Annotated in this window: 21 protein-coding genes and 1 pseudogene; 7 read left to right on the top strand and 15 right to left on the bottom strand. The window is 65.0% G+C overall.

Annotated elements, in window-relative coordinates:
- Nucleotides 1-5 precede the first annotated feature (5 nt).
- The 9 genes and pseudogenes from AAHS21_RS09595 to AAHS21_RS09555 form a co-directional block, all read right to left on the bottom strand.
- Complete coding sequence (locus AAHS21_RS09595) at nt 6-1,163, bottom strand: virulence factor Mce family protein (RefSeq protein WP_342927430.1); 1,158 nt, start codon at nt 1,161-1,163, stop codon at nt 6-8.
- Nucleotides 1,160-2,590 (bottom strand): virulence factor Mce family protein, encoded by a 1,431-nt coding sequence (locus AAHS21_RS09590; RefSeq protein WP_342927429.1) that lies wholly within the window; start codon nt 2,588-2,590, stop codon nt 1,160-1,162. The genes AAHS21_RS09595 and AAHS21_RS09590 overlap by 4 nt, the downstream gene beginning before the upstream one ends.
- Nucleotides 2,587-3,668 (bottom strand): annotated as a pseudogene (locus tag AAHS21_RS09585) (virulence factor Mce family protein). The gene AAHS21_RS09590 and the pseudogene AAHS21_RS09585 overlap by 4 nt, the downstream one beginning before the upstream one ends.
- Nucleotides 3,631-4,686 carry an MCE family protein gene (locus tag AAHS21_RS09580; RefSeq protein ID WP_342927428.1) on the bottom strand — a complete coding sequence of 352 codons (1,056 nt, stop codon included), beginning with the start codon at nt 4,684-4,686 and terminating at the stop codon, nt 3,631-3,633. Before AAHS21_RS09580 ends, AAHS21_RS09585 begins: the two are co-directional and overlap by 38 nt.
- Nucleotides 4,686-5,888 (bottom strand): MCE family protein, encoded by a 1,203-nt coding sequence (locus AAHS21_RS09575; RefSeq protein WP_342927427.1) that lies wholly within the window; start codon nt 5,886-5,888, stop codon nt 4,686-4,688. The genes AAHS21_RS09580 and AAHS21_RS09575 overlap by 1 nt, the downstream gene beginning before the upstream one ends.
- Nucleotides 5,889-5,905: 17 nt before the next feature.
- The gene (locus tag AAHS21_RS09570; protein WP_096290256.1) at nt 5,906-6,748 is read right to left on the bottom strand and encodes an ABC transporter permease; all 843 of its coding nucleotides are present in this window, start codon (nt 6,746-6,748) and stop codon (nt 5,906-5,908) included.
- A gap of 19 nt (nt 6,749-6,767) precedes the next feature.
- Nucleotides 6,768-7,532, bottom strand: coding sequence for an ABC transporter permease (locus tag AAHS21_RS09565; RefSeq protein ID WP_036471724.1), 765 nt, complete (start codon nt 7,530-7,532; stop codon nt 6,768-6,770).
- 237 nt (nt 7,533-7,769) lie between these two features.
- Nucleotides 7,770-8,684 (bottom strand): 3-oxoacyl-ACP reductase, encoded by a 915-nt coding sequence (locus tag AAHS21_RS09560; RefSeq protein ID WP_342927426.1) that lies wholly within the window; start codon nt 8,682-8,684, stop codon nt 7,770-7,772.
- Between the two features lie 35 nt (nt 8,685-8,719).
- A complete protein-coding gene (locus AAHS21_RS09555) occupies nt 8,720-8,911 on the bottom strand; it encodes a ferredoxin (RefSeq protein ID WP_342927425.1) in 192 nt (63 codons plus the stop codon).
- 191 nt (nt 8,912-9,102) lie between these two features.
- Between AAHS21_RS09555 and AAHS21_RS09550 the strand changes: the two genes are divergently transcribed.
- The 4 genes from AAHS21_RS09550 to AAHS21_RS09535 are packed head-to-tail and all read left to right on the top strand — an operon-like array spanning nt 9,103 to nt 13,633.
- Entirely contained in the window at nt 9,103-10,281 is a 1,179-nt protein-coding gene (locus tag AAHS21_RS09550) for an acyl-CoA dehydrogenase (protein WP_036471729.1), read from the top strand.
- 23 nt (nt 10,282-10,304) lie between these two features.
- A complete protein-coding gene (locus AAHS21_RS09545) occupies nt 10,305-11,402 on the top strand; it encodes an acyl-CoA dehydrogenase family protein (RefSeq protein WP_342927424.1) in 1,098 nt (365 codons plus the stop codon).
- A 4-nt stretch (nt 11,403-11,406) separates the two neighbouring features.
- Entirely contained in the window at nt 11,407-12,915 is a 1,509-nt protein-coding gene (gene fadD17 / locus AAHS21_RS09540) for a long-chain-fatty-acid--CoA ligase FadD17 (protein ID WP_342927423.1), read from the top strand.
- A gap of 4 nt (nt 12,916-12,919) precedes the next feature.
- The gene (locus tag AAHS21_RS09535) at nt 12,920-13,633 is read left to right on the top strand and encodes a hypothetical protein (protein ID WP_342927422.1); all 714 of its coding nucleotides are present in this window, start codon (nt 12,920-12,922) and stop codon (nt 13,631-13,633) included.
- Between the two features lie 23 nt (nt 13,634-13,656).
- Here the strand turns inward: AAHS21_RS09535 and AAHS21_RS09530 are convergent, their stop codons facing one another.
- Nucleotides 13,657-15,207, bottom strand: a complete 1,551-nt coding sequence (locus AAHS21_RS09530) for an acetolactate synthase large subunit (RefSeq protein WP_342927421.1) — start codon at nt 15,205-15,207, stop codon at nt 13,657-13,659.
- A complete protein-coding gene (locus AAHS21_RS09525) occupies nt 15,204-16,028 on the bottom strand; it encodes an amidohydrolase family protein (RefSeq protein WP_342927420.1) in 825 nt (274 codons plus the stop codon). Before AAHS21_RS09525 ends, AAHS21_RS09530 begins: the two co-directional genes overlap by 4 nt.
- 158 nt (nt 16,029-16,186) lie before the next feature.
- On the opposite strand from AAHS21_RS09525, the gene pstS reads away from it, so the two are divergent.
- Nucleotides 16,187-17,317: a phosphate ABC transporter substrate-binding protein PstS gene (gene pstS / locus AAHS21_RS09520; RefSeq protein WP_342927419.1), complete on the top strand. Its 1,131-nt coding sequence runs from the start codon at nt 16,187-16,189 to the stop codon at nt 17,315-17,317.
- Between the two features lie 11 nt (nt 17,318-17,328).
- Here pstS and AAHS21_RS09515 read toward each other — a convergent pair whose 3' ends face one another.
- The gene (locus tag AAHS21_RS09515; protein WP_342927513.1) at nt 17,329-18,096 is read right to left on the bottom strand and encodes a fructosamine kinase family protein; all 768 of its coding nucleotides are present in this window, start codon (nt 18,094-18,096) and stop codon (nt 17,329-17,331) included.
- Between the two features lie 4 nt (nt 18,097-18,100).
- The gene (locus AAHS21_RS09510; RefSeq protein WP_342927418.1) at nt 18,101-19,744 is read right to left on the bottom strand and encodes an acyl-CoA synthetase; all 1,644 of its coding nucleotides are present in this window, start codon (nt 19,742-19,744) and stop codon (nt 18,101-18,103) included.
- Between the two features lie 64 nt (nt 19,745-19,808).
- Here AAHS21_RS09510 and AAHS21_RS09505 point away from each other — a divergent pair, with 64 nt between their 5' ends.
- Together AAHS21_RS09505 and AAHS21_RS09500 are read left to right on the top strand one after the other, a co-directional pair.
- Entirely contained in the window at nt 19,809-20,633 is an 825-nt protein-coding gene (locus AAHS21_RS09505) for a crotonase/enoyl-CoA hydratase family protein (RefSeq protein ID WP_342927417.1), read from the top strand.
- Nucleotides 20,634-20,747: 114 nt separating this feature from the next.
- Nucleotides 20,748-21,590 carry a hypothetical protein gene (locus AAHS21_RS09500; protein ID WP_342927416.1) on the top strand — a complete coding sequence of 281 codons (843 nt, stop codon included), beginning with the start codon at nt 20,748-20,750 and terminating at the stop codon, nt 21,588-21,590.
- A 58-nt stretch (nt 21,591-21,648) separates the two neighbouring features.
- Here AAHS21_RS09500 and AAHS21_RS09495 read toward each other — a convergent pair whose 3' ends face one another.
- Together AAHS21_RS09495 and AAHS21_RS09490 are read right to left on the bottom strand one after the other, a co-directional pair.
- Nucleotides 21,649-22,860, bottom strand: a complete 1,212-nt coding sequence (locus AAHS21_RS09495) for a cytochrome P450 (protein ID WP_342927415.1) — start codon at nt 22,858-22,860, stop codon at nt 21,649-21,651.
- Entirely contained in the window at nt 22,857-23,573 is a 717-nt protein-coding gene (locus AAHS21_RS09490) for an acetoacetate decarboxylase family protein (RefSeq protein ID WP_342927414.1), read from the bottom strand. Before AAHS21_RS09490 ends, AAHS21_RS09495 begins: the two co-directional genes overlap by 4 nt.
- Between the last annotated feature and the right edge of the window lie 37 nt (nt 23,574-23,610).

The following is a 23,610-nucleotide window of genomic DNA, read 5'->3' as shown; positions in this document are numbered from 1 at the left end:
CGCCCTTACTGTCCCGAAGCCGTGCCGGGCGGAATCTTGAACGGGTCGGCCGCCTGTCCGGACAGGTTTGCCAGTTCGCCGGTCAAGAAGTCGGGCGGGTTGAGGATCTCGCTCATGTGCATCATGTTCGGGTCAAGCGCATACGAGGTGGTGAAGAACGTTTCACCGAGCCGGCGCAAAGTCAGGTCGAACGTGGTGAACACGTTGAGGTAATCGCCACGGACGGCTTGCTTGATGCCGTAGTTGGGGAAGGGGAACGTCAGCAAGATCTGCAGCGACGTGACGAGATTCTTCCGGTTGTCGTTGAGCGCCTTGACGACCGAATAAAGGTCTTTGAGATCTTCGGCGAAGTCGGTCTTCGTCTTCGACAACACGTGCGAGGTGACCGTCGCCAGCTTCTTCAGCGAAGCGAACGCGTCGATAATGTGTTCGCGATTCTTGTTGAGCACCTTCAGCGCCTCGGGCAGGGTATCCAGCGCCCGGGCCAGATTGTCCTTGTCGCGCGCGAGCGTTGCGGAGAACCGGTTCAAACCGTCGACCGCATCGATGATGTCGCCGACCTGCCGGTTGAGTCCCGATGTCAATTCAGCCAGCCTGGGCACCAGGTCGACGAACTGGTTTTGCCGTCCCGCCACCGCCTGGTAGGTCTCGTCGGTGATCTCTTCCAGCGCACCGAGATTGCCCTTGTTGACCACGACGCCAAGGGCCGAGAAAACTTCTTCGGTGGTGGGGAACCGGCCGGTATTGGACTCCGAGATCTTGGACCCGTTGACCAGACGACCGGTCGCCGGCTTGCCCTTGGGCGCCGCCAGATCGATGTGCAGCGAACCCAGCAACGAGGTCTGTGCGACGGTCGCGGTGGAGTTCGCCGGCAACACGACATTCTTGTCCAGTGCCAATTTTACTGCGGCATAGAAGGATCCGTCGGAGCGCTGCTCGGCAGCGATACCGGCCACACTGCCGACCGTGACATCGTCGACCATGACCGGTGAGTTCTGCGGCAATGTCGCGACGTCGGGCATTTCGACAGTGATCGAGAATGCGCCGCTGCCGTGACCGGCGGTACCTGGCATCGACAGCGAGTTCAGCCCGCCGAACTGGCAGCCGGCGAGCAATACGCTGCCCGCCGCCACTGCGGTGCCGCGCAACATGGTTCGTCTCATCCGCCGCCGCCCGGAGCGTTTTGCAGTCCGGCGGCGGGGCCCGGCGCAGGACCCGGCAGCGGGCCGAACGCGGATCCCGGGCCGGGACCGGGAGCAGGAGCGGGCGCGCCGGCCGGACCCGGCGCCGGTCCGGCCTGCGGGGCCGTCGGCACCAGCAGGGCCTGCAAGTCGGCCGGATTCTGGACGGCCGGCGGCGGAACACCTTGAGCCGGTACCCAGGTCAGCTGCGGAATCGGGGTCTGCGCCTTGGCTTCGGTGGCCGGGGTGTCGTAGATGATCTGACCCTTGTACGCGGTGATCGTGTTGAGCGGGTGGAACATGACCGGCGGGTAATTGACCGCCAGCCGGCGCAGCACCGGTCCCAGCCGTTCGCGGCACAGCTCGGCACGCCGGTAGTAGTCGGGTGCGCGCGGGCCGGCGGCCGTCTCGAAGGAACCACCGCAGATGAACTGCACCGGGTTGGCGAACTCGGGGATCGACAACAGGCCGTTCAGCGTGCCCTGGGCCGGGTCATAGATGTTGTAAAAGTTGGCGATACCGGGGCCGGCGACGTGCAGCACCTGTTCGATGTTGTCGCTCTGATCGCTCAACGTCTTGCTGAAGTCGTTGAGCTGGTTGACCGTATCGATCAGCGTCGAGTTGTTCTGGTGCAGGAACCCGCGGATATCCGTGAGTGCCTGGTTGAGGTTACCCAGCGTGTTGTCCAGATGGCGCGAGCTGTCGGCGAGCACCTGCGATACCGACGCGACGTTTCCGGCGAACTGCACGATCTGGTCGTTACTCGCCGACAATGCGTTGACCAGCACCTGCAGGTTCTTGATCGTGCCGAAGATGTCACTGCGCGAATCCCCCAGTCGCCCAGCCACTTGCGAAAGCTCCTGCAGCGCACTGTGGAACGATTGCCCCTTGCCGTCGAACGTGTCCGCGGCCTGGTTGATCGCCGCTCCCAGCGGCCCCTGCATCGACCCGGCGGTCGGTCCCAACGAGACCGCCAGTTGGGTCAGCGCTTCCTTGACCTCGTCCCATTCCACCGGAACCGCGGTGTGGGACAGATCGATGCTGGCGCCATCGGGTAACACCGCCCCACCGGTATAGGCCGGGGCGAGCTGAATGAACCTCGCCGCCACCAGATTCGGCGACATGATGACGGCCTTGGCGTCCTTGGGGATCTTCACGTCCTTGGGCACCGACATCGTGATCTTGACGTCCGACGGCCGCGGCTCGATGGAGTCGATCGTGCCGATCGGCACACCGAGCACCCGCACCTGATCTCCTGGATACAACCCGACCGCGGACGTGAAGTATCCGGTAATGGTGCGTTTATTCGCTTTCGCAGTAAGCACATACACGCCACCCACCAGCACCGCGACCAGCGCGATGATCGTGGTGTAGCGCAGCCCGCGGCTGCCGGCGATCCGCTGGATCATGGCGACTTCGGACGGATAGTCCAGCGTTCCTGGATCAATCCGCGCAGGTAGTCCGAAAGGCTGGCCGGCAGCTTGCCCGGCTGGTAGAAGAAGTCGAACATCGTGGCGAGCAGCGGTGCCGGCCGTAGACGTTGACGTTGAACCCGGGCCCGGACCCGACCACCTCGCCGAGCTCGGTGGCGTAGACGGGCAACCGCTTGATGGCCTCGGTGATGTAGTCACGGCGCTCGTTGAGGTTGCTCAGCACGTCGTTGAGCTTGCTCAGGGCGGGGCCGAACTCCTTGCGGTTGTCGGCGACGAAACCGGAAATCTGGGTCGAGACGTCGTTGATGCCCGAGATCAATTGCCCCAGGGCGGCGCGACGCTCATCGAGCGCGGCGAACAACTCGTTGCCGTCGTCGACCAATTTGTTGACCTGATTGGCCCGGTCGGACAACACCGCTGTCACCGACTTCGCATGTGCCAGCAGACCTTGCAGCGCTTCGTCGCGGCGATTCAGGGTGCGGGACAACGAGGTCACCCCGTCCAGCGCGCCGCGCAGTTCCGGGGTGGCGCCGTGCAGCGTGTCGGTGAGAACGTTCAACGCCTGTTCGAACTGCGGCTTGTTCAGGTTGTTGGCATTTTGACCCAGATCCTCGAGGGCACCGGCCAGCGTGTACGGCGTCGTCGTGCGGCTGAGCGGAATCGTGGTGGCCTTGCCATGCCCGGCGGGAGTCACCGCAATGGAGCGCTCACCCAGGATGGTGTCGGTGCGGATGGCGGCCAGTGACTGGTCACCGACCGCGACGTGGCGATCGACGGAGAACGTCACCTTCGCACTGTCGCCGGCCAGACCGACCGCTTGCACCTTGCCCACCTTGAAGCCGGACACGTACACGGAGTTGCCGGGAGAGATGCCGCCGGCGTCACTGAAATAGGCGTCATACACCCGGCCCTGCGGCCAGAATGGCAAGTTGGAGTAACCGAATGCGAGCAACACCACGCACAGGACCAGCACCACGCCGAAGACCCCGGTGCGCAACGGATCACGTTCACGCTTGTCATTGCTTGACAAAAGCGCACCTCCCTTGACTGGGATCCACCTGGCCACCCAAGGGCAGACGGATGTCGCTGCCGGCCGGTCCGTTGATCTTGATCGTCACGGAGCAGAAGTAAATGTTGAAGAACGAGCCGTAGGCACCGAGTGCGGCCAGGCGCAGATAGTCCTCGCCCAATTGCTCGACGTCGTTGTCAACCTCGGCCTTGCGATTGTCGATCTCGGTGGCCAAGGGTCGGGTGTTTTCCAGGACGCCTTGCAGCGGCCGACGTGAATTCTTCAGCAGCTCAGTGAGATCCGTCGTGGTCGACGCGAGCGGCGGAATGGCTCCGGCGATCGAGTCCTTGTTCTTGGCCAGCCCACTGATCAATTGCTGCAGCTGGTCGACGCTGGTCGAGAATTGCGCGCTCTTTTGATCGATAGTGCCCAGCACCTGGTTCAGGTTGGTGATCGTGTCGCCGATGAGTTGGTCGCGCTGGCCCAGCGCTGTCGAGAAAGCACTGGTGTCGGCCAGCACGTTCGACAACGCTCCGCCCTGGCCCTGCAGCAACTCGATGACGGCGCCGCTGATCGTGTTGACCTTGTCGGCGTCCAAACCCTTGAGCAGCGGCCGCAGTCCACCCAGCAGCGCATCCAAATCCAGTGCGGGCTGGGTGTGTTGGGCGTTGATCGTGCCACCCGGCGCCAGCTTGCGCAGCTCCCCCGGACCCGACGTGATTTCCAGGAAACGGTCACCGACCAGGTTTTCGTAGCGGATCACCGCGCGCGTGGACGAGTACAGCGTGTAGCGGCTGTCGAGGCCGAATGCCACGTCGACGGTGTTGTCCGGGTTGAGTTTGACGCCGTTCACCGAACCGACGGGTACACCGGAAATGCGGACCTTTTGGCCGGCCTTGAGTCGAGACGCGTCGATAAACGTTGCGTGATAGGCGCTTTCGTTTCCGAACCGGAAGTCTCCGAAGACCACCACCAAGCCCGCGGCGACCAGCAGCATCGCCACCGCGAAGATGCTGACCTTGATCACCATCGACCGGTGCGACGGCATTTCCGAACCCGCCATCAGAAGTCGTCCCGTTCCGCGAAAGACCCGTGGAACAAGAACTGCAGCGTCGAGGGTGCGTCGAACTGCAGTTCGGTGAACGGCTCGTACGGGATGTTGGCGTTATCGGTGACCAGGAACGGCGCCCGATACCACGATCCGCCGTTCTGCTTGTTCGGAATGTCGGGCAGCCCACGGCAATTGGGTCCGCCGGAGGCGTTGACGATCGGCAAGGACTCCGGGTACGTGTACGACGGCGCGCCCAGGACGAAGCTCGACGAGGTGAACAAGCCCGCCTTGCGGACACCCAGAATTGGGCCGAACTCCTTGAGCCCCCGGTCGATACCCGCGAACAGGCAACCGAATTCGGGCGAGTAGTCCGAAGCCACCTTGAGTGGGGCCCGCAGCCTGTTGATCGTGTCGATCAGGTCCTTCTCGGCCGGCTGCAACGTCTCGTAGGCATTGTTGGACAGGCCGATCGTGGCCAGCAGGGTGTCGTTGAGATTCTTCTGCTGGTCGACCACGGTCCTGTTGATGGTGGGCAAATTGTCGAAGATCGTGTTCAGGTCCGGGGCCGCGTCAGCGTACACACCTGTGACGATCGCGGCCTTGCGGAAGTCCTCCTGTAGCGCGGGCAACTTCGGATTCGTTTGCTGCGCCAGGGTATTCAGGCCCGACAGCAGCGCACCGAAGTCGTCACCATGACCGCGCAAACCTTCGGCGAAGGCGCTGAGCGTCCCGTTCAATTCCACCGGGTCGACCTTATGCAGCAGATCCATCAGCGACTGAAACAGCGTGTTGACTTCCAGTTGCACCGCGGAGGCCTCGACGTGTGCATTGGGACGCAGCGATGTCGGCGAAGGAGCCTGGGGCGGCACGAATTCCACCGACTTGGCGCCGAAGATCGTATTTCCCGCGATATGCACCGGCGCGTTGGAGGGGATGAAATGCAGGTCGTCGCTGTTGATCGCCAGCGTCAGGCGTGCCTGGTCACCCCCGTAGCTGATGTCGGTGACCTTGCCGATCTGGATGCCGCGGTACTTGACCTTGGCGCCCTTGTCCATCACCAGCCCGGCCCGTGGCGCCGCGACGGTGACCGTGTCGACGGATGCGAAAGCCGCTGTGTACGAGAGGTACGTCAGCACCGAAAACGCCACCAACAAACTGGCCAGCAGCGCCGCTGCCAGCCGAACATGTGTGCGTCGCGATCCGGTATCCGACATGTGTTTAAGCGGTCCCCTTACCCCGAGAGGTTGAAGTTACCGGAAGCGCCGTAAACAGCCAGCGAGATGAACAAAGTAATGACGACAACGACGATCAGCGAGGTCCGCACCGCCTGACCGACCGCGATGCCCACTCCCACCGGCCCGCCACTGGCGTTGTAGCCGTAATAGGTATGGACCAGCATCACCGCAATGGACATCACGATGGCCTGCAGGAACGACCAAAGGAGGTCCGAGGGGATGAGGAACGTATTGAAGTAGTGGTCGTAGAGACCGGCCGACTGCCCATTGATGAAAACCGTGGTGAACCGGGCGGCGAAAAACGCGGCGAGCACCGAGAGCGAATAAAGCGGCACGATCGCAACCAAGCCGGCGATCAGCCGCGTCGACACCAGGTAGGACACCGAGTGCACCGCCATGCATTCGACGGCGTCGATCTCCTCTGAGACCCGCATGGCGCCTAGTTGGGCGGTGGCACCGGCACCAATCGTGGCGGCCAACGCGATGCCGGCAATGACCGGTGCGACCACGCGGACGTTCAGGAACGCCGAGAGAAAGCCGGTCAATGCCTCGATACCGATGTTGCCCAGCGACGAGTAACCCTGGACGGCGATGACCCCACCGGAGGCCAGCGTCAGGAACGCCGCGACGCCGACCGTGCCGCCGATCATCACCAGCGCGCCGGCCCCCAGGGTCATCTCCGCGACCAGCCGGATCGTCTCCTTGCGGTACCGGGTCAGCGCGTTGGGGACGTAGCGCACGGTCTGGCCATAGAACAGCGCCTGCTCGCCGAAGTCGTCGACCGGCCCCTGCAGCCGGGAAAACACGCGGCGGAACCGGTAAGTGACGTCGTAACTCATCGCGTGATCACTCGCCTCGTCATTTGGTCGAGAACCGCACGCCGATGGCCGTCATCACGACGTTGATCACGAACAGACAGATGAACGCGTAGACGACGGTTTCGTTGACCGCGTTGCCGACGCCCTTCGGCCCGCCCTTGACGGTGAGGCCGCGGTAGCAGCCGACAAGACCGGCCATCACACCGAACAACAGCGCCTTGACTTCGGCCAGAACCAACTCGCGCAGTCCGGTCAACACGGTCAACCCGTTGATGAACGCGCCCGGATTCACCCCCTGGAGAAACACGGAGAAAACGTACCCACCGGACAAGCCGATCGCGCACACCAAACCGTTGAGCAACAGTGCGACAACGGTGGACGCCAGAACGCGGGGCACCACCAGCCGGTGGATCGGGTCGATGCCGAGCACCCGCATCGCGTCGATTTCTTCGCGGATGGTGCGGGCACCGAGGTCGGCACAGATCGCGGTGGCGCCCGCCCCGGCGACGACGAGCACGGTCACCACCGGGCCCAGCTGGGTGATGGTGCCGAACGCCGTTCCGGCGCCGGACAAATCGGCCGCGCCGATCTCGCGGAGCAAGATATTGAGGGTGAATGCGACCAGGACTGTGAACGGGATCGACACCAACAGGGTCGGGACCAACGACACCCGCGCGATCATCCACGTCTGATCCAGAAACTCGCGGCCTTGAAACGGTCGTCGGAAAGAGGCACGGGCCGTATCGATCATCATCTCGAAAAACCCGCCGACAGCACGGGCGGGAACCGCAAGCTGTTCGATCAACCCGGTAGCCCCCCTTTGCTGCTCATGGCGAAGCGTGTGCTTCGCCTTTGCGTTGTCTTTACTCGCAGCCGGCTCCGTGTGAGCCGGATCATATTAACTCAGAGAAAGTTCACGGTGTCAATGAACAGGTTATCTCCGTCTAAACCGTTAATTTGTCCAGGTCAGAGGCCTTAAGTGATTGCCAATCTGACACACGTTCTACTAGCCGATTTCGCCCGAAGAAACAGCTACCCGTCGCTATTGTTCCATTAACGCGGTCGCGGAAAAGTTACGTTCTGGATCCCGACCAGCAAAGTAGTCGCGCAAAGTGCTGCTGAGGTCGTCCGAGTCCCACGCGGCGCCGTCCGCGATGAAGCGGTGCTCCGCCGTCGGAGCTGAGACCAATGTCACTTGTGGTCCGTAGACGATGAACACCTGGCCGTTGACCTCGGCGGCCGCGGGAGACGATAGGAACTGCACCAGGTTCACCACGTGATCGGGCGACAGCGGGTCGACGCCGCCCTCCTCTATATCCGGAGCGCTGCCGAACACGTCCGCCGTCATCGCGGTGCGCGCACGCGGGCAGATCGCGTTGGCACACACCCCGTAGCGGCCCAGCGCCCGGGCAGCGGTCAGGGTGAGCGAGATGATGCCTGCCTTGGCGGCACCGTAGTTGGCCTGTCCGACCGGACCCACCAGTCCGGCCTCGGAGGCGGTGTTGACGATCCGGCCGAAGATCGATCCGCCGGCGTCCTTGGCCCGACTGCGCCAGTAGGTCGCGGCGTTGCGGGTGAGCAGGAAGTGCCCACGCAGGTGCACCGCGATGACCTGGTCCCATTCCTCGTCGGACATGTTGAACAGCATCCGGTCGCGGGTGATGCCGGCATTGTTGACCACGATGTCGAGTCCGCCCAGGCCGTCGGCGCACGACACCAGCTCGTCGGCCGTCGAGCGCTGGCTGATGTCACCGGTCACCGCGACGGCCTTGGAGCCGGCGGCGCCAATCTCGTCGATCACGTCCGAGGCATCCAGGGCGGCGGCGATGTCGTTGACGACGACGGTGGCGCCGAGGCGGGCCAGACCAAGCGCTTCGGCGCGCCCAAGTCCTGCGGCCGCACCGGTCACCACCGCGACCTTCCCGGATAGATCGGTCGCGTTCGTGCTGCTAGTCAATTTATGAATACCTCTAGTTTCGGGGGCCCTCGCCGCTAGTCTTCGCGCAGCAACGCCGCGCGCGGGCACTCGGCGATCGCCTGCTCGGCGAGATTTTCTCGGTCGGACGGAATCGGATCGAGCTTTACGACGGCGTAATCCTCATCGTCGAGGTCGAAGATATCTGGTGCGATTCCCAAGCACACCGCGTTGCCCTCGCACCGGTCACGATCCACGATCACCCGCACGGCATCCTCCTTGAAGCTGGCCCGGATCTCGTCCTATGTCCCATCAGAATGTAGCTCCACCATAGGGCCCACGTGCGTCTGAGGAAACGGTCGCTGGATTCCCAGACTAGAACGTGTTACAACCGGGAAGACGAACGGGTCGCCGTTGGTCGAATAGCCGCTTGTCACGTTCAACCAAAAGGACGGCTGGAATGCGCATCAGTTACACCCCTGAACAGGAGGAGCTGCGTCGCGAGCTGCGGTCGTACTTCACCGCGCTCATGACGCCGGAACGCCGCGAGGCGCTGCACTCAACCCAGGGCGAGGTCGGAACGGGCAACGCGTATCGCGACACCGTTGCGCAGATGGGCAAGGATGGGTGGCTCACCCTGAACTGGCCCAAGGAGTACGGCGGCCAGGACCGGTCTCCGATGGACTCGCTGATCTTCACCGACGAGGCCGCGATCGCCGGCGTGCCGGTGCCGTTCCTGACGATCAACAGCGTGGCGCCCACGATCATGGCGTTCGGCACCGAAGAGCAGAAGAAATTCTTCCTGCCCAAGATCGCCGCCGGAGAATTGCACTTCTCGATTGGTTACTCCGAGCCCGGCGCCGGCACCGACCTGGCGAACCTGCGCACCACGGCAGTCCGCGACGGTGATGACTACGTCATCAACGGCCAAAAGATGTGGACCAGCCTGATCGCCTACGCCGACTGGGTCTGGCTGGCCGTGCGCACCAACCCCGAGGCCAAGAAGCACCGCGGCATTTCGATGCTGGTGGTGCCGACGACCGCCGAGGGCTTCTCGTGGACTCCCGTGCACACGATGGCCGGGGTGGACACCAGCGCCACCTATTACTCGGACGTGCGCGTCCCGGTGACCAACCTGATCGGCGAGGAGAACGGCGGCTGGAAGCTGGTGACCAACCAGCTCAACCACGAGCGAGTCGCCCTGGTCTCGCCGCAGCCGATCTTCCTGGCTCTGCGCGAGGTTCGCGAATGGGCGCAAAACACCAAGGACGACGGCGGGGCCAGGCTGATCGACTCCGAGTGGGTCCAGCTGAACCTGGCGCGCGTACACGCCAAGGCCGAGGTTCTCAAGCTGATCAACTGGGAACTGGCCTCGGCGGAAGGCCACGACCTGGGCCCCGCGGACGCGTCGGCGGCGAAGGTGTACGGCACCGAGCTGGCCACCGAGGCCTACCGGCTGCTGATGGAGGTGCTGGGCACCGCGGCGACCGTGCGCCAGGATTCGCCGGGTGCGCTGTTGCGCGGCCGCGTCGAGCGGATGCACCGTGCATGCCTGATCCTCACCTTCGGCGGCGGCACCAACGAGGTGCAGCGCGACATCATCGGCATGGTCGCCCTCGGCCTGCCTCGAAACCGCTAAGTATCGACAAGGACGGCATCGGAATGGATTTCACGACAACCGAAGCGGCGACTGACCTCGGCGGCCTGGTCGACACGATCGTGGACTCGGTGTGCACACCGGAGCACCAGCGCGAGCTCGACGGGCTCGAGCAACGGTTCGATCGCGGCCTGTGGCAGAAGCTGATCGAGGCGGACATCCTCACCAGTGCGTCGGCGTCAGTGCTGGGCGGCGACGGTTTCGGTGCGCTCGAACAGGTCGCGATTCTGGTTGCGCTCGGCCGCCAGCTGGCCGCCGTGCCGTACCTGGAATCGGTGATGCTGGGCGCCGGGGTGCTGGCACGCTTCGGCTCCGAGGACCTGCAGCAGACCTGGGGAGTACCCGCCGTCAAGGGAGAGAAGATCCTGACGCTCGCCCTGGACGGCGAGATGGGTGAGGGCCCCGTGCAGGCCACCCGCGCGGGCGACGGCTACCAGCTGACCGGGACGCGCACGCAGGTCTTCTTCGGCCCCGTTGCGGATGCCTTCCTTGTTCCGGCCGAAACCGATTCCGGCACAGCCGTTTTCCTGGTGAGCGCCGAAGACAAGGGCGTCAAAGTGACCACGCTGGCGACCACCGGGAAGAACAGCGTCGGGCATCTCGCGCTGGACGGCGTAGCGGTGGACGAGGCCCGGAAGGTCGGCGGAAGCGAAGTCGTCGCCTGGCTCAGCACGCTGGGGACCCTGGGGCGCAGCGCCTATCAGCTCGGGGTACTCGATCGCGGTTTGCAGATGACGGCCGAATACGCCCGCGAGCGTGAGCAATTCGACCGTCCGATCGGCAGTTTCCAGGCGGTGTCGCAACGACTGGCCGACGGCTACATCGACGTCAAGGGGCTGCGGTTGACGCTCACCCAAGCGGCGTGGAAGGTCTCCGAGGACATTCCCGCCGAGATCGACGTGGCCAGCGCCGCGTTCTGGGCCGCCGACGCCGGACACCGCGTCGCGCACACCATCGTGCACGTGCACGGCGGAGTGGGTGTCGACACCGATCACCCCGCGCACCGCTACTTCCTGGCAGCCAAAGAGGCGGAGTTCGCGTTGGGCGGTGCCACCGGGCAGCTGCGCCGCATCGGACGTGAGCTGGCGGAAACTCCTGCCTAGCTTCGTGATTCCGGCCGACCCGACGGTCACCAAGCTGCTGGAGCCGCTGGCTGAGATCGACGACCGGGGGATCTACTTCGAGGAGTCGTTCACCAGCTGGCGCGACCATCTGAGACACGGTGCCGCGATCGCGGCGACGCTGCGCGAGCGGCTCGACCCCGACCGGCCGCCGCACGTCGGCGTACTGCTGGAGAACACCCCGTTCTTCTCGGCGATGTTGACCGCGGCGGGAATGTCGGGGATCGTGCCGGTCGGTCTCAACTCGGTGCGCCGCGGCGAGGCACTGGCCCGCGATATCGCCCGGGCCGACTGCCAGCTGGTCCTCGCCGACTCGAAATCGGCTGCGACACTGGATGACATCGATCACTTGAACGTCGATTCGGCGCAGTGGGTGGCCGAAGTCGACGCACATCGTGATGCCGAGTTGAGTTTCCAGTCAGCGTCGGCCGAAGACCTCTTCATGCTGATCTTCACCTCGGGCACCAGCGGGGAGCCCAAGGCGGTGAAGTGCAGCCATGGCAAGGTCGCGATCGCCGGAACGACAATGGCACAACGATTCGACCTCGGCCGCGACGACGTCTGCTACGTGTCGATGCCGCTGTTCCATTCCAACGCGGTTCTGGTCGGCTGGGCGGTGGCTGCGGCGTGCCAGGGCTCAATGGCGTTGCGGCGCAAGTTCTCTGCATCGAACTTTATGGTCGACGTCCGCCGCTACGGGGCGACCTACGCCAACTACGTCGGTAAGCCGCTGTCCTATGTGCTGGCCCAGCCGGAGCAACCCGACGACGCGGACAATCCGCTGCGGGCGGTGTACGGCAACGAGGGCGTGCCCAGCGACATCGAACGGTTCGCACGCAGATTCGGCTGCAAGGTGCAGGACGGGTTCGGCTCGACCGAAGGTGGCGTCGCGATCGCCCGCACACCCGATACCCCGCCGGGCGCATTGGGGCCGCTGACCGAGGGGTTGGACATCGTCGACCCCGAGACCGGCAAGTCCTGCCCGGCCGGAGTGGTTGGCGAGCTGGTGAACACCAGCGGGCCGGGCCGTTTCGAGGGTTACTACAACGACGCTGCCGCCGAGGCCGAGCGAATGGCCGGCGGCATCTACCACAGTGGTGACCTCGCCTATCGCGACGAGGACGGGTTCGCGTACTTCGCTGGGCGCCTTGGTGATTGGATGCGGGTTGACGGCGAGAACCTCGGTTCGGCACCGATCGAACGGGTGCTGCTGCGATACCCCGACGCGGCCGAGGTCGCCGTCTATGCGATCCCCGACCCGGTGGTCGGCGACCAGGTGATGGCCGCTTTGGTGATGGCACCGGGCAGCGAGTTCGACGCCGAGAAATTCCGGGCATTCCTGGCCGAGCAGCCCGACCTGGGGCCCAAACAATGGCCGTCGTACGTCCGGATCAGCGCGGAGCTGCCGCGGACGGTGACCTTCAAGGTGCTCAAACGCCAGTTGGCGGCCGAAGGTATCGACTGTCATGATCGGGTATGGCCGATACCTCGATAGCCCTATGACGTCCCGGCCCCTGGAGCTTGCGCTGGAAGCGAGTTTTGACCAGCTCTCCGACGCGGTACCGGCCAACATCGGTGTGGCGATCGCGCGTCCGGACCGGACTTATTCACTGGGCAGGTGGTGGTCGGGCGTCGCCTGGTCGACGATCAAAGTGCCGTTGGCAATCGCGGCATTGCGCACCGATTGGCTCAACGCCCGCGAGCTGGCGGTCAAGGCCATCACCGAATCCGACAATCGCGCATCCGAACAGTTGTGGGCGCTGCTGGGCGAACCGGTGGACGCGGCCCGCAAGGTACAGGGTGTCGTCGCCGAAGGCGGCGACACCGCGACGGTGGTCGAATCGCGGCGACTTCGACGCGGCTACACCGCATTTGGCCAGACGCAGTGGACGCTGCAGCGGCAGGCGCGATTCGCCGCGGAGTTGCCGACGGTACCGGGCGCGGCGGATGTGATCGAGCTGATGTCCGACCTCACGCCCGAGCACCGATGGGGCCTGGCCGCCAATAGTGCCGCGGCTAAAGGTGGTTGGGGCCCGGGTACCGATGGCGAGTACCTGGTACGGCAATTCGGGATCCTGCCCACGCCTTCGGGGGAATGGGGCGTGGCCTTGGCGGCCGAAGTCCACGACGGCGGATTTGAAACCGGAGTCGAGGTCGTCAACACGTTGACGGACTGGCTCGTCAGCCGGCTACCGGTGCTGGCCCGTTACTGACGGATGCGCCGGATCGTGGGGCGTCAACCCGTGATCGAAGGCACCACCGCGTCGATCAGATGCGGCCCCGGTTCGGCCAGGGCTTCGCGCAACGCATCGGCGAACTCTTCGGCGGTGTCCACCCGGCGGGCCGGTACCCCCATACCCTCGGAGATCTTGACGAAATCCATTGTCGGACGCGATAAATCAAGTAGATCAAGGGCCTTGGGACCGGGGGCAGCACCGGCACCGACGCGCTGCAGCTCAATCCGCAAGATGTCGTAGGCGCTGTTGTCGTATAGCACGGTGGTCACGTTGAGGTTCTCGCGCGCCTGCGTCCACAGCCCGGCAATCGTGTACATCGCCGACCCGTCGGATTCCAGGCAGAGCACCGGCCGGTCCGGGGCGGCCACCGCGGCACCGACCGCGGTGGGGATGCCGTAGCCGATCGCCCCACCGGTCAGCGTCAGCCAATCATGCGCCGGCGCCCCGGCAGTGGCCTGCGCCAGCATCAAGCCCGAGGTGTTCGACTCGTCGACGACGATCGCCCGTTCGGGCAGCAGCGCGCCGATCACGTCGGCCGCCGACGCCGAGGTCAACGCGCCGGTCGGCAGCTGCGGGCGCGACACGGCGGCCAGGGGCGCGACCGTGCCGGGTGCGATCTCGTCGGCCAGCTCGATCAGCGCGTCGGCCGCACCGAGGTAGTCGGCGAGCACGTGCACCTCGCAACCCGCCGGTACCAGGTCGCTGGGCATGTTCGGGTAGGCGAAGAACGACACCGGAGATTTGGCACCGGCCAGGATCAGATGCTTGGCGCCGTCCAGCTGGGCCGCGGCGGCCTCGGCGAAATACGCCAACCGCTCGACGGCGGGAACGCCGGCGCCGCGTTCCAGGCGCGTCGGAAACGTCTCGCAGAGCCAGCGAGCCCCGGTTGCCTGCGCGATCCGCGCGGCGGCGGCCAGCCCGGGGCCGCGGGTCGCGTCACCGCCCACCATGATCACCGCCGGTTCCCCCGATCGCAGGACCTGTGCGACCGCGGGCGCCAGCAGCGGGTCCGCACTTGCCGGCCGCGCGGGCGGTGCTGCGGCGGGCTGGGCGCCATCCGACCAGGACGCGTCGGCGGGCAGGATCAGCGTGCAGATCTGCGCGCGGGACCGGCTCGCCGCGATCGCCTCGGCGGCGTCGGGCGCCACGTCGGCGGCGGTAGCCGTGCGGCGCACCCATCCCGAGACACTGCCCGCGAGCGCGTCGATATCGGATTCCAGTGGGGCGTCGTATTTTTTGTGATAGGTGGCGTGGTCCCCGACGACGACCACCATCGGCACATGCGCCCGGCGCGCATTGTGCAGGTTCGCCAGGCCATTGCCCAATCCGGGCCCCAGGTGCAGCAGAACTGCCGCCGGCCGCTCGGCGATGCGGGCATAGCCGTCGGCCGCGCCCGTCGCGACGCCCTCGAAAAGGGCCAGCACGCCTCGCATTTGGGGAACGGTGTCCAGCGCGGCCACGAAGTGCATCTCCGAGGTACCGGGATTGGCGAAGCACACGTCCACACCGCCGTCGACCAGGGTGTTGATCAGAGCCTGTGCACCGTTCACCTGATTGCCTCCAGTTTGAATACGCGTTCGGCATTGCCGTGCAGAAAGTCGTGGCGGGCCGCGTCGGCAAGCCCGAGTTCGTCGATCCCGGCCACGGCGTGCGTGTGGGTGATCATCGGGTAGTTGGTGCCGAACAGGACTTTGCGTTGTCCGGTACCGGTTTTCATGAACCGGATCAGTTCTTCCGGCAGCCGCTCAATGGTGTACGCGGACGTATCGATGTAGACATTCTCGTGCTTGCGCGCGACCGCCACCATCTCCTCGGTCCATGGATAGCCGACATGTCCGCACACAATCACCAGCTCAGGAAAGTCCAGCGCAACCTGGTCGATGTAGGGAATCGGGCGCCCGGTCTCCGAGGGGCGCAGCGGTCCGGTGTGACCGACCTGGGTGCAGAACGGAACGCCGGCCTCGACGCACTCGGCGAACAGCGGATAGTAACGGCGATCGGTGGGTGGCGCGTTCCACAGCCAGGGCACCACCCGCAGCCCGACGAATCCTTCGGCGATCCTGCGGCGTAGCTCACGGACCGCCGGCATCGGGCGATCGAGATCGACGCCCGCCAGACCGGCAAACCGGTTCGGGTGCAACCGAACCCACTCGGCAACCTCGTCGTTGGAGACCAGGTCCTGACCGTTGGGACCGTACCACGCGCTGAGCAGCCCGAAGCCGACGTCGGCCGCGTCCATCGCCGCGACGGTGACATCGATCGGGATATCGGCCTCCGGCATCGTGCCGCCCGTCCAGCGACGCAAGGAAGCCAGCATGTCGCTGCGCAGGAACCGCGCAGTGGGGTGCTGCATCCACACATCGATCGTCATCGCGATTCGACTGTACGGCCCGGACCGGCCACACGGGGCAAGCGGATGGTCAGGGGAGCACCCGCGAATGGAACCGCTGTAGAACATGTGTGGAACTGCAATAGTGTTCGCAGACTTCCCGGTGTCTGCCAGGGATGACGGAAACTCGACGAGGGCTGATGAACATTCGTTTGCTCGCGCTAGGCGCGGTCATTCCGCTGCTGCTGATCACCGCTGCCTGCGGTTCACACTCACCGGGCGCGTCGTCGACCTCCAGCGCCGCCGTCACCATCGCCACCGCCCCACCGACATCAAACGTGACGCTGTCGGAGACCGGGTCCAAGGACCTCTACCCGCTGCTCGATGCGTGGGTGGCCGCTTATCACTTCAAGTACCTCAACGTCACGATAAATATCAGCCGCGCGCCGGCCGCAGTCGGAATCTCGCAGGCTGCAGCCGGAGCGGTCAACCTCGGCGCCTCCGGCGTCCACCTGTCCGAGGCCGACATGGCGGCCCACCCAGGGCTGATGAACATTGCGCTGGCCGTTTCCGCCGTGTACGTCCACTACAACCTGCCCGGCGTCACCGACCACCTGAAACTCAATGGCAAAGTGCTGGCGGCCATGTACCAGGGCACCATCAAAACCTGGAATGACCCGCAAATCGCGGCCCTGAACCCGGGGGTGAGTTTGCCGGCGATTCGCGTCGTTCCACTGCACCGTTCGGATCCGGGGACCAGCGACACCTTCCTGTTCACCGAGTACCTGTCCAAGCAAGACCCCGACGGCTGGGGCAAGTCCACCGGTTTCGGCACCACCGTCGACTTTCCCGCGGTCCCGGGCGCGCTCGGTGAGACCGGTGCTCCCGGCATGGCGGGCATGGTGACCGGCTGCGCCGAAAATCCGGGCTGTATTGCCTATCTCGCCAGCAGCTACCACGAGCAGGCCAGTCAGAGGGGACTGGGTGAAGCCCAACTGGCCAACGCTTCGGGGAATTACGTGCCGCCGGCACCTGAAAGTATTCAGGCAGCAGCGACCGGTTCCGCCTCGCAAGTGCCCGCAAACCAGGTGATCTCACTGGTCAACGGGCCCGCCCCGGACGGTTACCCGATCGTCAACTACGAGTACGCGATCGTCTACGCCAAACAGCAGGACCCTGCGGTGGCACAGACCATGCAGGCATTCCTGAACTGGGTAATCACCGACGGCAGCAAACCCAACTTCCTGGACTCGGTGCACATATACCTTCGGCCACTGCCGGATTCGGTCCAGAAACTGTCCGAGGCCCAGATCGCGAAGATCGCCGGCTAGCGGAAGTCCTCTCAGACTTGTAGCGCGGCGCGGGCACAAGCGTGGGTGCGCTGGGCGTACCCGCCCCCGAACAACACGACATGCGCCAGCAGCGGGTAAAGCTGATGCAGGCCGGCGCGGTCTCGCCAACCCGGTTGCAGCGGTCGCACCTGCTCATACCCCGCGATCACGGCGTCGTAGTACGGACAGCCGAATAGCGCGAGCATCGCCAGGTCACTCTCGCGGTGCCCGGCGTGCGCGGCTGGGTCGATCAGGACCACACCCCCTGCAGTCCACATCACGTTGCCGCCCCACAGATCGCCGTGCAGGCGGGCAGGCCGGTCGTCGTCGCCGAAATCGTTTGCCCGGCAACGCCTTATCACGGCCTCGATCGCGGCCCGGGCCGACGCATCGAGGCCTGGTGCGGCGAGCTCGAGCATCGGAGCCAACCGCTCTTCGGCGTAGAAGTCGCCCCAGCTTTGATGGCGGCGCAGCGACATCGGCAATGGCTGCGACAACGGCCCGAAGAAGCCCGGCCCGTCCCAGCCGTCGGGACCGGCGCCGAACGCCGGAGCACTCGCGTCGTGCGTGACGGCCAATCGGCTGCCGAAGGCATGCGCGGCCGCCGGATCGGGGCGCACCGATTCCAGGCGCCGCAGGGTCAGGCTCGTCGCGTCAACAGACACGATCGGCGCACAGGGCACACCGCCGTCGACAGCCGCAAGCCATCGCAGTCCCGCGGCTTCCCAGGCGAAGTACCCCGAAGGTGCGCCGGCGTGCTGTTTGACGAAGTCTGTCAGGGCGTCAGGGGGTCGTCGCGTGGGCGGCGTGCACGTCGTCGGCCGGACGCGCCTCGGTCTGCTCCTTGGCCCAGCGGTAGTCCGGCTTGCCGGCCGGTGAACGCTTCACCTCGTCGACGAGCCAAAGACTGCGCGGCACTTTGTATCCCGCGATCTCGGAGCGCACGAAGCTATCCAGTTCGGACAGCGCCGGACGGGTCCCCGGCCGCGCCTGCACGACGGCGGCGACGTGCTGCCCGTAGCGGGGGTCGGGCACGCCGACCACCAGGGCGTCGAAGACGTCGGGATGTCCCTTGAGCGCGGCTTCGACCTCTTCGGGGTAGATCTTCTCGCCACCGCTGTTGATGGACACCGAACCGCGGCCCAACATCGTGACCGTGCCGTCCTCTTCGACCAGCGCCCAGTCGCCCGGAATCGCATAGCGGACCCCGTTGATGGTTCTGAACGTCTCCGCGGTCTTCTTCTCGTCCTTGTAGTAGCCGACCGGGATGTTGCCCTTCTTGGCGATGAAGCCGCGCACGCCCGAGCCGGGCTTCACCTCGTTGCCGTCCTCGTCGAGCACGACGGTGCGGTGGTCGATCGTGACGCGAGGCCCACCGCTGTGCGGGGCGTCTTTGGCCACGATGCTGGTGCCACCAAAGCCGGTCTCCGAGGAGCCAATCGAGTCGGTGATGATCCGGTTGGGCAGCAGCTCGAGCAGGCGCTCCTTGATGCTCGGCGAGAACAGGGCCGCGGTGCTGCCCAGCATGAACAGCGACGACAGGTCGTAGTCGTTTTGCCTGTCGAGCGCGTCGAGCAACGGCCGGGCCATCGCGTCACCGGTGAAGAACAGCATGTTCACCTTGTGATCGTGGATCGTGCGCCAGACCTCGTCGGCGTTGAATTCCGGTGCGAGCACGGTGGTTTGACCCGAGAAGATCGATCTCCAGGTGGCCGACTGGGTGGCGCCGTGGATCATCGGTGGAACCGGATAGTTGATCATCGGCGGGTTGGCGGCCGCAGCCTTGGCCAGGTCGTACTCGTCCTCGACGAATTCGCCCGTGGCGAAGTCGGTTCCACCGAGCAGCACCCGGTAGACGTCCTCGTGACGCCACATCACACCCTTCGGGAATCCGGTGGTGCCGCCGGTGTAGAGCAGGTAGATGTCGTCGGCGCTGCGTTCGCCGAAGTCGCGCTCGGGTGAGCTGTTGGCGATCGCGGAGTAGAACTCGACGCCGCCGTAGCGGCCGAAGTCGTTGTCGCTGCCGTCCTCGACGACCAGGATCGTCTTGACGTTCGGGGTCTCGGGCAGCACGTTGGCCACCCGGTCGGAGTACTGGCGCTCGTGGACCAGCGCGACCATGTCGGAGTTGTCAAACAGGTAGCGAAGCTCGCCCTCGACGTAGCGGTAGTTGACGTTCACCAGGATGGCGCCGGCCTTGATGATGCCGAGCATCGCGATGACGATCTCGATGCGGTTGCGGCAGTACAGCCCGACCTTGTCGTCCTTGCGCACACCCTGCTCGATCAGGTAGTGCGCCAGGCGGTTGGCCTTCTCCTCCAGCTCGGCGTAGGTCAGCTGCTCATCGCCGCAGATGAGGGCTACACGGTCAGGCACGGCGTCGATGGCGTGCTCGGCAAGATCGGCAATATTCAGGGCCACGGCCACCAAATTAGAACGTGTTACATTTCTTGACAAGTTCGTACTCGATGTGGAGGGAAAGGCGGTAGCCGTGGCCCCGGATACAGGTCAAGCGCCAGCAAACGAACCAGCGGGACCCGACGCGATCGTTGAGCAGCGTGGTCACACGCTCATCGTCACCCTGAACCGACCACACGCCCGCAACGCGCTGAGCACCGAAATGATGGAAATCATGGTGCAGGCCTGGGACCGTGTCGACAACGACGACGACATCCGGTGCTGCATCCTGACCGGGGCCGGTGGCTACTTCTGCGCCGGCATGGATCTCAAGGCAGCAACCAAAAAGCCGCCGGGCGAGTCGTTCAAAGACGGCAGCTACGACCCGTCACGCATCGACGCCCTGCTCAAGGGTCGTCGGCTGACCAAACCGCTGATCGCGGCCGTCGAAGGCCCCGCGATCGCCGGTGGCACCGAGATCCTGCAGGGCACCGACATCCGAATCGCGGGTGAGAGCGCCAAGTTCGGCATCTCCGAGGCCAAGTGGAGCCTGTACCCGATGGGCGGCTCGGCCGTCCGGTTGGTGCGCCAGATCCCCTACACCGTGGCTTGTGATCTGCTGCTGACCGGCCGGCACATCACCGCCGCCGAAGCCAAGGAGATCGGCTTGATCGGGCACCTGGTGCCGGACGGCCAGGCGCTGACCAAGGCGCTCGAGATCGCCGAGCTGATCGAGAACAACGGCCCGCTGGCCGTGCAGGCCATCCTGCGGGCCATCCGCGAGACCGAGGGCATGCACGAGAACGACGCGTTCAAGATCGACACCCAGATCGGTATCAAGGTGTTCTTGTCCGACGACGCCAAGGAAGGCCCGCGGGCGTTCGCCGAAAAGCGCAAGCCCAACTTCCAGAACAAGTAGCACCTTTCGTTCGCTCGCCTCGTCGAGCGTGAAGCTGTTGCGAATCTGCGGCAGGATTTTCGCAATGGCTTCACACTGGGCGACCCGTCGGTGCCCCTCGGCATACTCCGCGGGATGGGAAAACCATTTATTGGTAGCAAGGCCGTCACGTCCGGTCGTGTGACGCCATATGCGTTGCGAACCGGCAGGTTTGTCGCGATCCACCGCGACGTCTACGTTGCCGGCGATACCGAGATCACCGCCATGGTGCGCGCCGAGGCGGCCTGGTTGTGGTCACGGCGCCGCGGGGTTATCGCCGGCCAGTCGGCCGCGGCGCTGCACGGCGCCAAATGGGTCGATGGACAGGCACCGGCCGAACTCATCTACCAGAATCGCCACGCGCCAACACATGTCCGCACCTGGGCCGATCGCATCGAGAACGACGAAATCACGACGGTCCGGGAATTGCCAGTGACGACTCCGGCGCGGACGGCGTTCGATCTGGCCTGCCGCTACCCGATCAGCCGGTCCGTCGCCGCCATCGACGCCCTGGCTCGTGCAACCCGGTTGAAGGTCGCCGATGCAGAACTCATCGCCGAACGCTATAAGGGCCACCGGAACATCCGGCGGGCCAGGCGCGCCCTGGACCTTGTCGATGCCGGTGCGCAGTCGCCGCGCGAGACATGGTTGCGGCTGCTGACCATCGGGGCCGGATACCCTCGGCCAGAGACGCAGATTCCGGTCTACGGGCAGTATGGCGAGCCGGTCGCGGTTGTCGACATGGGTTGGGAAGACGTCAAGATCGCGCTCGAGTATGAAGGCGAGCACCATCGCACCGATCGTCGGCAACTGCGCAGGGATATCGAGCGCTATGAAGCGCTAGATGCCATGGGCTGGATCACCATCCGCGTCATGGGCGAACACACGCGAGGCGGCATCCTGGCGCGGCTGGCCGCGGCATGGAATCGCCGAACGTGAAACTGCTGCGGCGTTTTTGTCGTTTCTTCGCAACACCTTCACGTTCGGCGCTGATGGGCTACGACAGCGGCGCGCTCGGGGTGAAGGTGACCGGCATCATCTCCAGGCCGGACACGAAGTTCGCCGGACGCAACGGCAGCTCGGCCGCATCTCCTAAGGCCAGCCGCATGTCGGGCAGGCGCTGCAGCAGGCGGGTCTGCATGATCGACAGCTCGAGCCGGGCGAGCTGGTTGCCGAGACAGAAGTGCGTGCCGAAGCCGAACGCGAGGTGGTTGTTCGGGTAGCGCTCGATGTTGAAGCTCTCCGGATCGTCGAAGACCTTCTCGTCGAAGTTCGCGGACTCGAACAGCAGGATCATCTTTTCGCCCGCGTGCAGGGCAGTCCCGTGGAACTCGGTGTCGGCGGTGATCGTGCGTGCCATGTTCTTCACCGGCGCGGTCCAGCGCAGCATCTCTTCAATTGCGTTGGGCAGCAAGCTCAAATCCCCCGCCAGGCGCTTGTGCTGATCGGGGTGCAACAGCAGTTGACGGGTGCCGCCGGACAGCGTGTGCCGGGTGGTCTCGTCGCCGCCGATCAGCAGCAGCAGCACCTCGGTCACGATCTGGTGGTCTTCGAGGCGCGCACCTTCGACCTCGGCGTGCACGAGCACGCTGACCAGGTCGTCGGTCGCTTCCTTCTTGCGTTCCTCGATCATGCCCATCATGTACTGGCTGTAGGTGGCGAAGGCCTCCATCGTGACCTGGACGTCGGCCTCGGCCGCGGTGCTGCTCAAGGAACTGACCAGGTCGTCGGACCACTTGAGGAACATCGCGCGTTCCTCGGGACGCACCCCGAGCATGTCGCCGATGACCGCCATCGGCAGCGGCGCGGCCAGGTCCCAGACGAAGTCACATTCGCCGCGTTCGCACACCGCGTCGATCAGCGTGTCGCACAACGAGGTGATCGAGGCCTCCAGGTTTTTGACCCGCTTGCGGGTGAACCCGTAGTTGACGAGCTTGCGGCGCAACAGATGTTGCGGGTCGTCCATTTCGATCATCATCTCGACGCCTGGCTGGTCGGGTCGGATGCCGCCGGCATTCGAGAACAGCTCGGGGTTGCGCTCGGCCTCGATGACGGACTGATACGTCGAGGCGGCGGCCAGCCCGTTGCGGTCCCGAAAGACCGGCTCGTTTTCGCGCATCCACTTGTAAACGGGCCGGGAGTCACCAGCGTAGAAAGCGCCGTCGGTCAAGTCGACGTCGGGTTTGGTCGGTAGTCCAACAGCGGTCATGAGATCTCCTGGGCATCGCCGAATGTCATTTGAACCTGGTCAGCAGAGCTGGACAACATCGCGCGCTTCGGAAGACCAAGCGACGCAAGCTCCTTCGCGTACGGGTGATCGCCCAGCCGGACGCTCACGCCCCCGAGCCGCGTCCGAACCCCGTCCAGGGTGTGCTCGAAGGCGGTCTCGCGGGTGATTCCGTCGCGGTGCGAGTAGCTGCGCTGCGCCTGCTGACGCGGGGTCAACCGAATCGGCAGGCCCGGACGGAAGTCCATGCCGATCACCAGTTGCCCATCGACCGTGCAGTCGAACCCGAACGTACGACCCTCGCGAATCGTGAAGTCCGCCATGACTTTCGGGTAGCCCCAGATTTTCGTCCCCGCCTCCAGGGTGAACTCCTGGTCGACGGGCAGGTGATGGATGAACGCGCCGGCCGAACCCAACGCGGCTGGCCCGCTCGCGTTCGACCCCGGCGGGTTGACCATGACGCTGGTGCCGAACTCGTAGTACTGGCCAAGGTCGCCGTCGATGTAGTGCATCAGCATCAGCACCACGACCGCACGCCCGGGCAGGTAGCGGCAGACCCGCAGGCCGCTGTAGTCGATCAGGTGCTGGGCGGCGTCGGCGTCCACCGAGAACATCGCCATGTGCTGATTTGCCTCGCGGATCCTCACCGGCATGGTGAGGACGGTGCCCGCGATGGTGTGCTGCGACACAGTCATCCGGTCAATCTAGAACGTGTTCTTGACATGTAGCAAG

Origin of the sequence: Mycobacterium sp. 050272 (assembly GCF_039023525.1) — a bacterium.
Taxonomy (GTDB): domain Bacteria; phylum Actinomycetota; class Actinomycetes; order Mycobacteriales; family Mycobacteriaceae; genus Mycobacterium.
Note: the sequence above shows the minus strand (reverse complement) of the source record. Positions and strands in the feature narration are given on the sequence as shown.

Coding starts and splice junctions, on each gene's coding strand:
- AAHS21_RS09595 (WP_342927430.1), bottom strand. CDS start 1,163: ATGAGACGAACCATGTTGCGCGGCACCGCAGTGGCGGCGGGCAGCGTA.
- AAHS21_RS09590 (WP_342927429.1), bottom strand. CDS start 2,590: ATGATCCAGCGGATCGCCGGCAGCCGCGGGCTGCGCTACACCACGATC.
- AAHS21_RS09580 (WP_342927428.1), bottom strand. CDS start 4,686: ATGGCGGGTTCGGAAATGCCGTCGCACCGGTCGATGGTGATCAAGGTC.
- AAHS21_RS09575 (WP_342927427.1), bottom strand. CDS start 5,888: ATGTCGGATACCGGATCGCGACGCACACATGTTCGGCTGGCAGCGGCG.
- AAHS21_RS09570 (WP_096290256.1), bottom strand. CDS start 6,748: ATGAGTTACGACGTCACTTACCGGTTCCGCCGCGTGTTTTCCCGGCTG.
- AAHS21_RS09550 (WP_036471729.1), top strand. CDS start 9,103: ATGCGCATCAGTTACACCCCTGAACAGGAGGAGCTGCGTCGCGAGCTG.
- AAHS21_RS09545 (WP_342927424.1), top strand. CDS start 10,305: ATGGATTTCACGACAACCGAAGCGGCGACTGACCTCGGCGGCCTGGTC.
- AAHS21_RS09535 (WP_342927422.1), top strand. CDS start 12,920: ATGACGTCCCGGCCCCTGGAGCTTGCGCTGGAAGCGAGTTTTGACCAG.
- AAHS21_RS09525 (WP_342927420.1), bottom strand. CDS start 16,028: ATGACGATCGATGTGTGGATGCAGCACCCCACTGCGCGGTTCCTGCGC.
- pstS (WP_342927419.1), top strand. CDS start 16,187: ATGAACATTCGTTTGCTCGCGCTAGGCGCGGTCATTCCGCTGCTGCTG.
- AAHS21_RS09500 (WP_342927416.1), top strand. CDS start 20,748: ATGGGAAAACCATTTATTGGTAGCAAGGCCGTCACGTCCGGTCGTGTG.
- AAHS21_RS09495 (WP_342927415.1), bottom strand. CDS start 22,860: ATGACCGCTGTTGGACTACCGACCAAACCCGACGTCGACTTGACCGAC.
- AAHS21_RS09490 (WP_342927414.1), bottom strand. CDS start 23,573: ATGACTGTGTCGCAGCACACCATCGCGGGCACCGTCCTCACCATGCCG.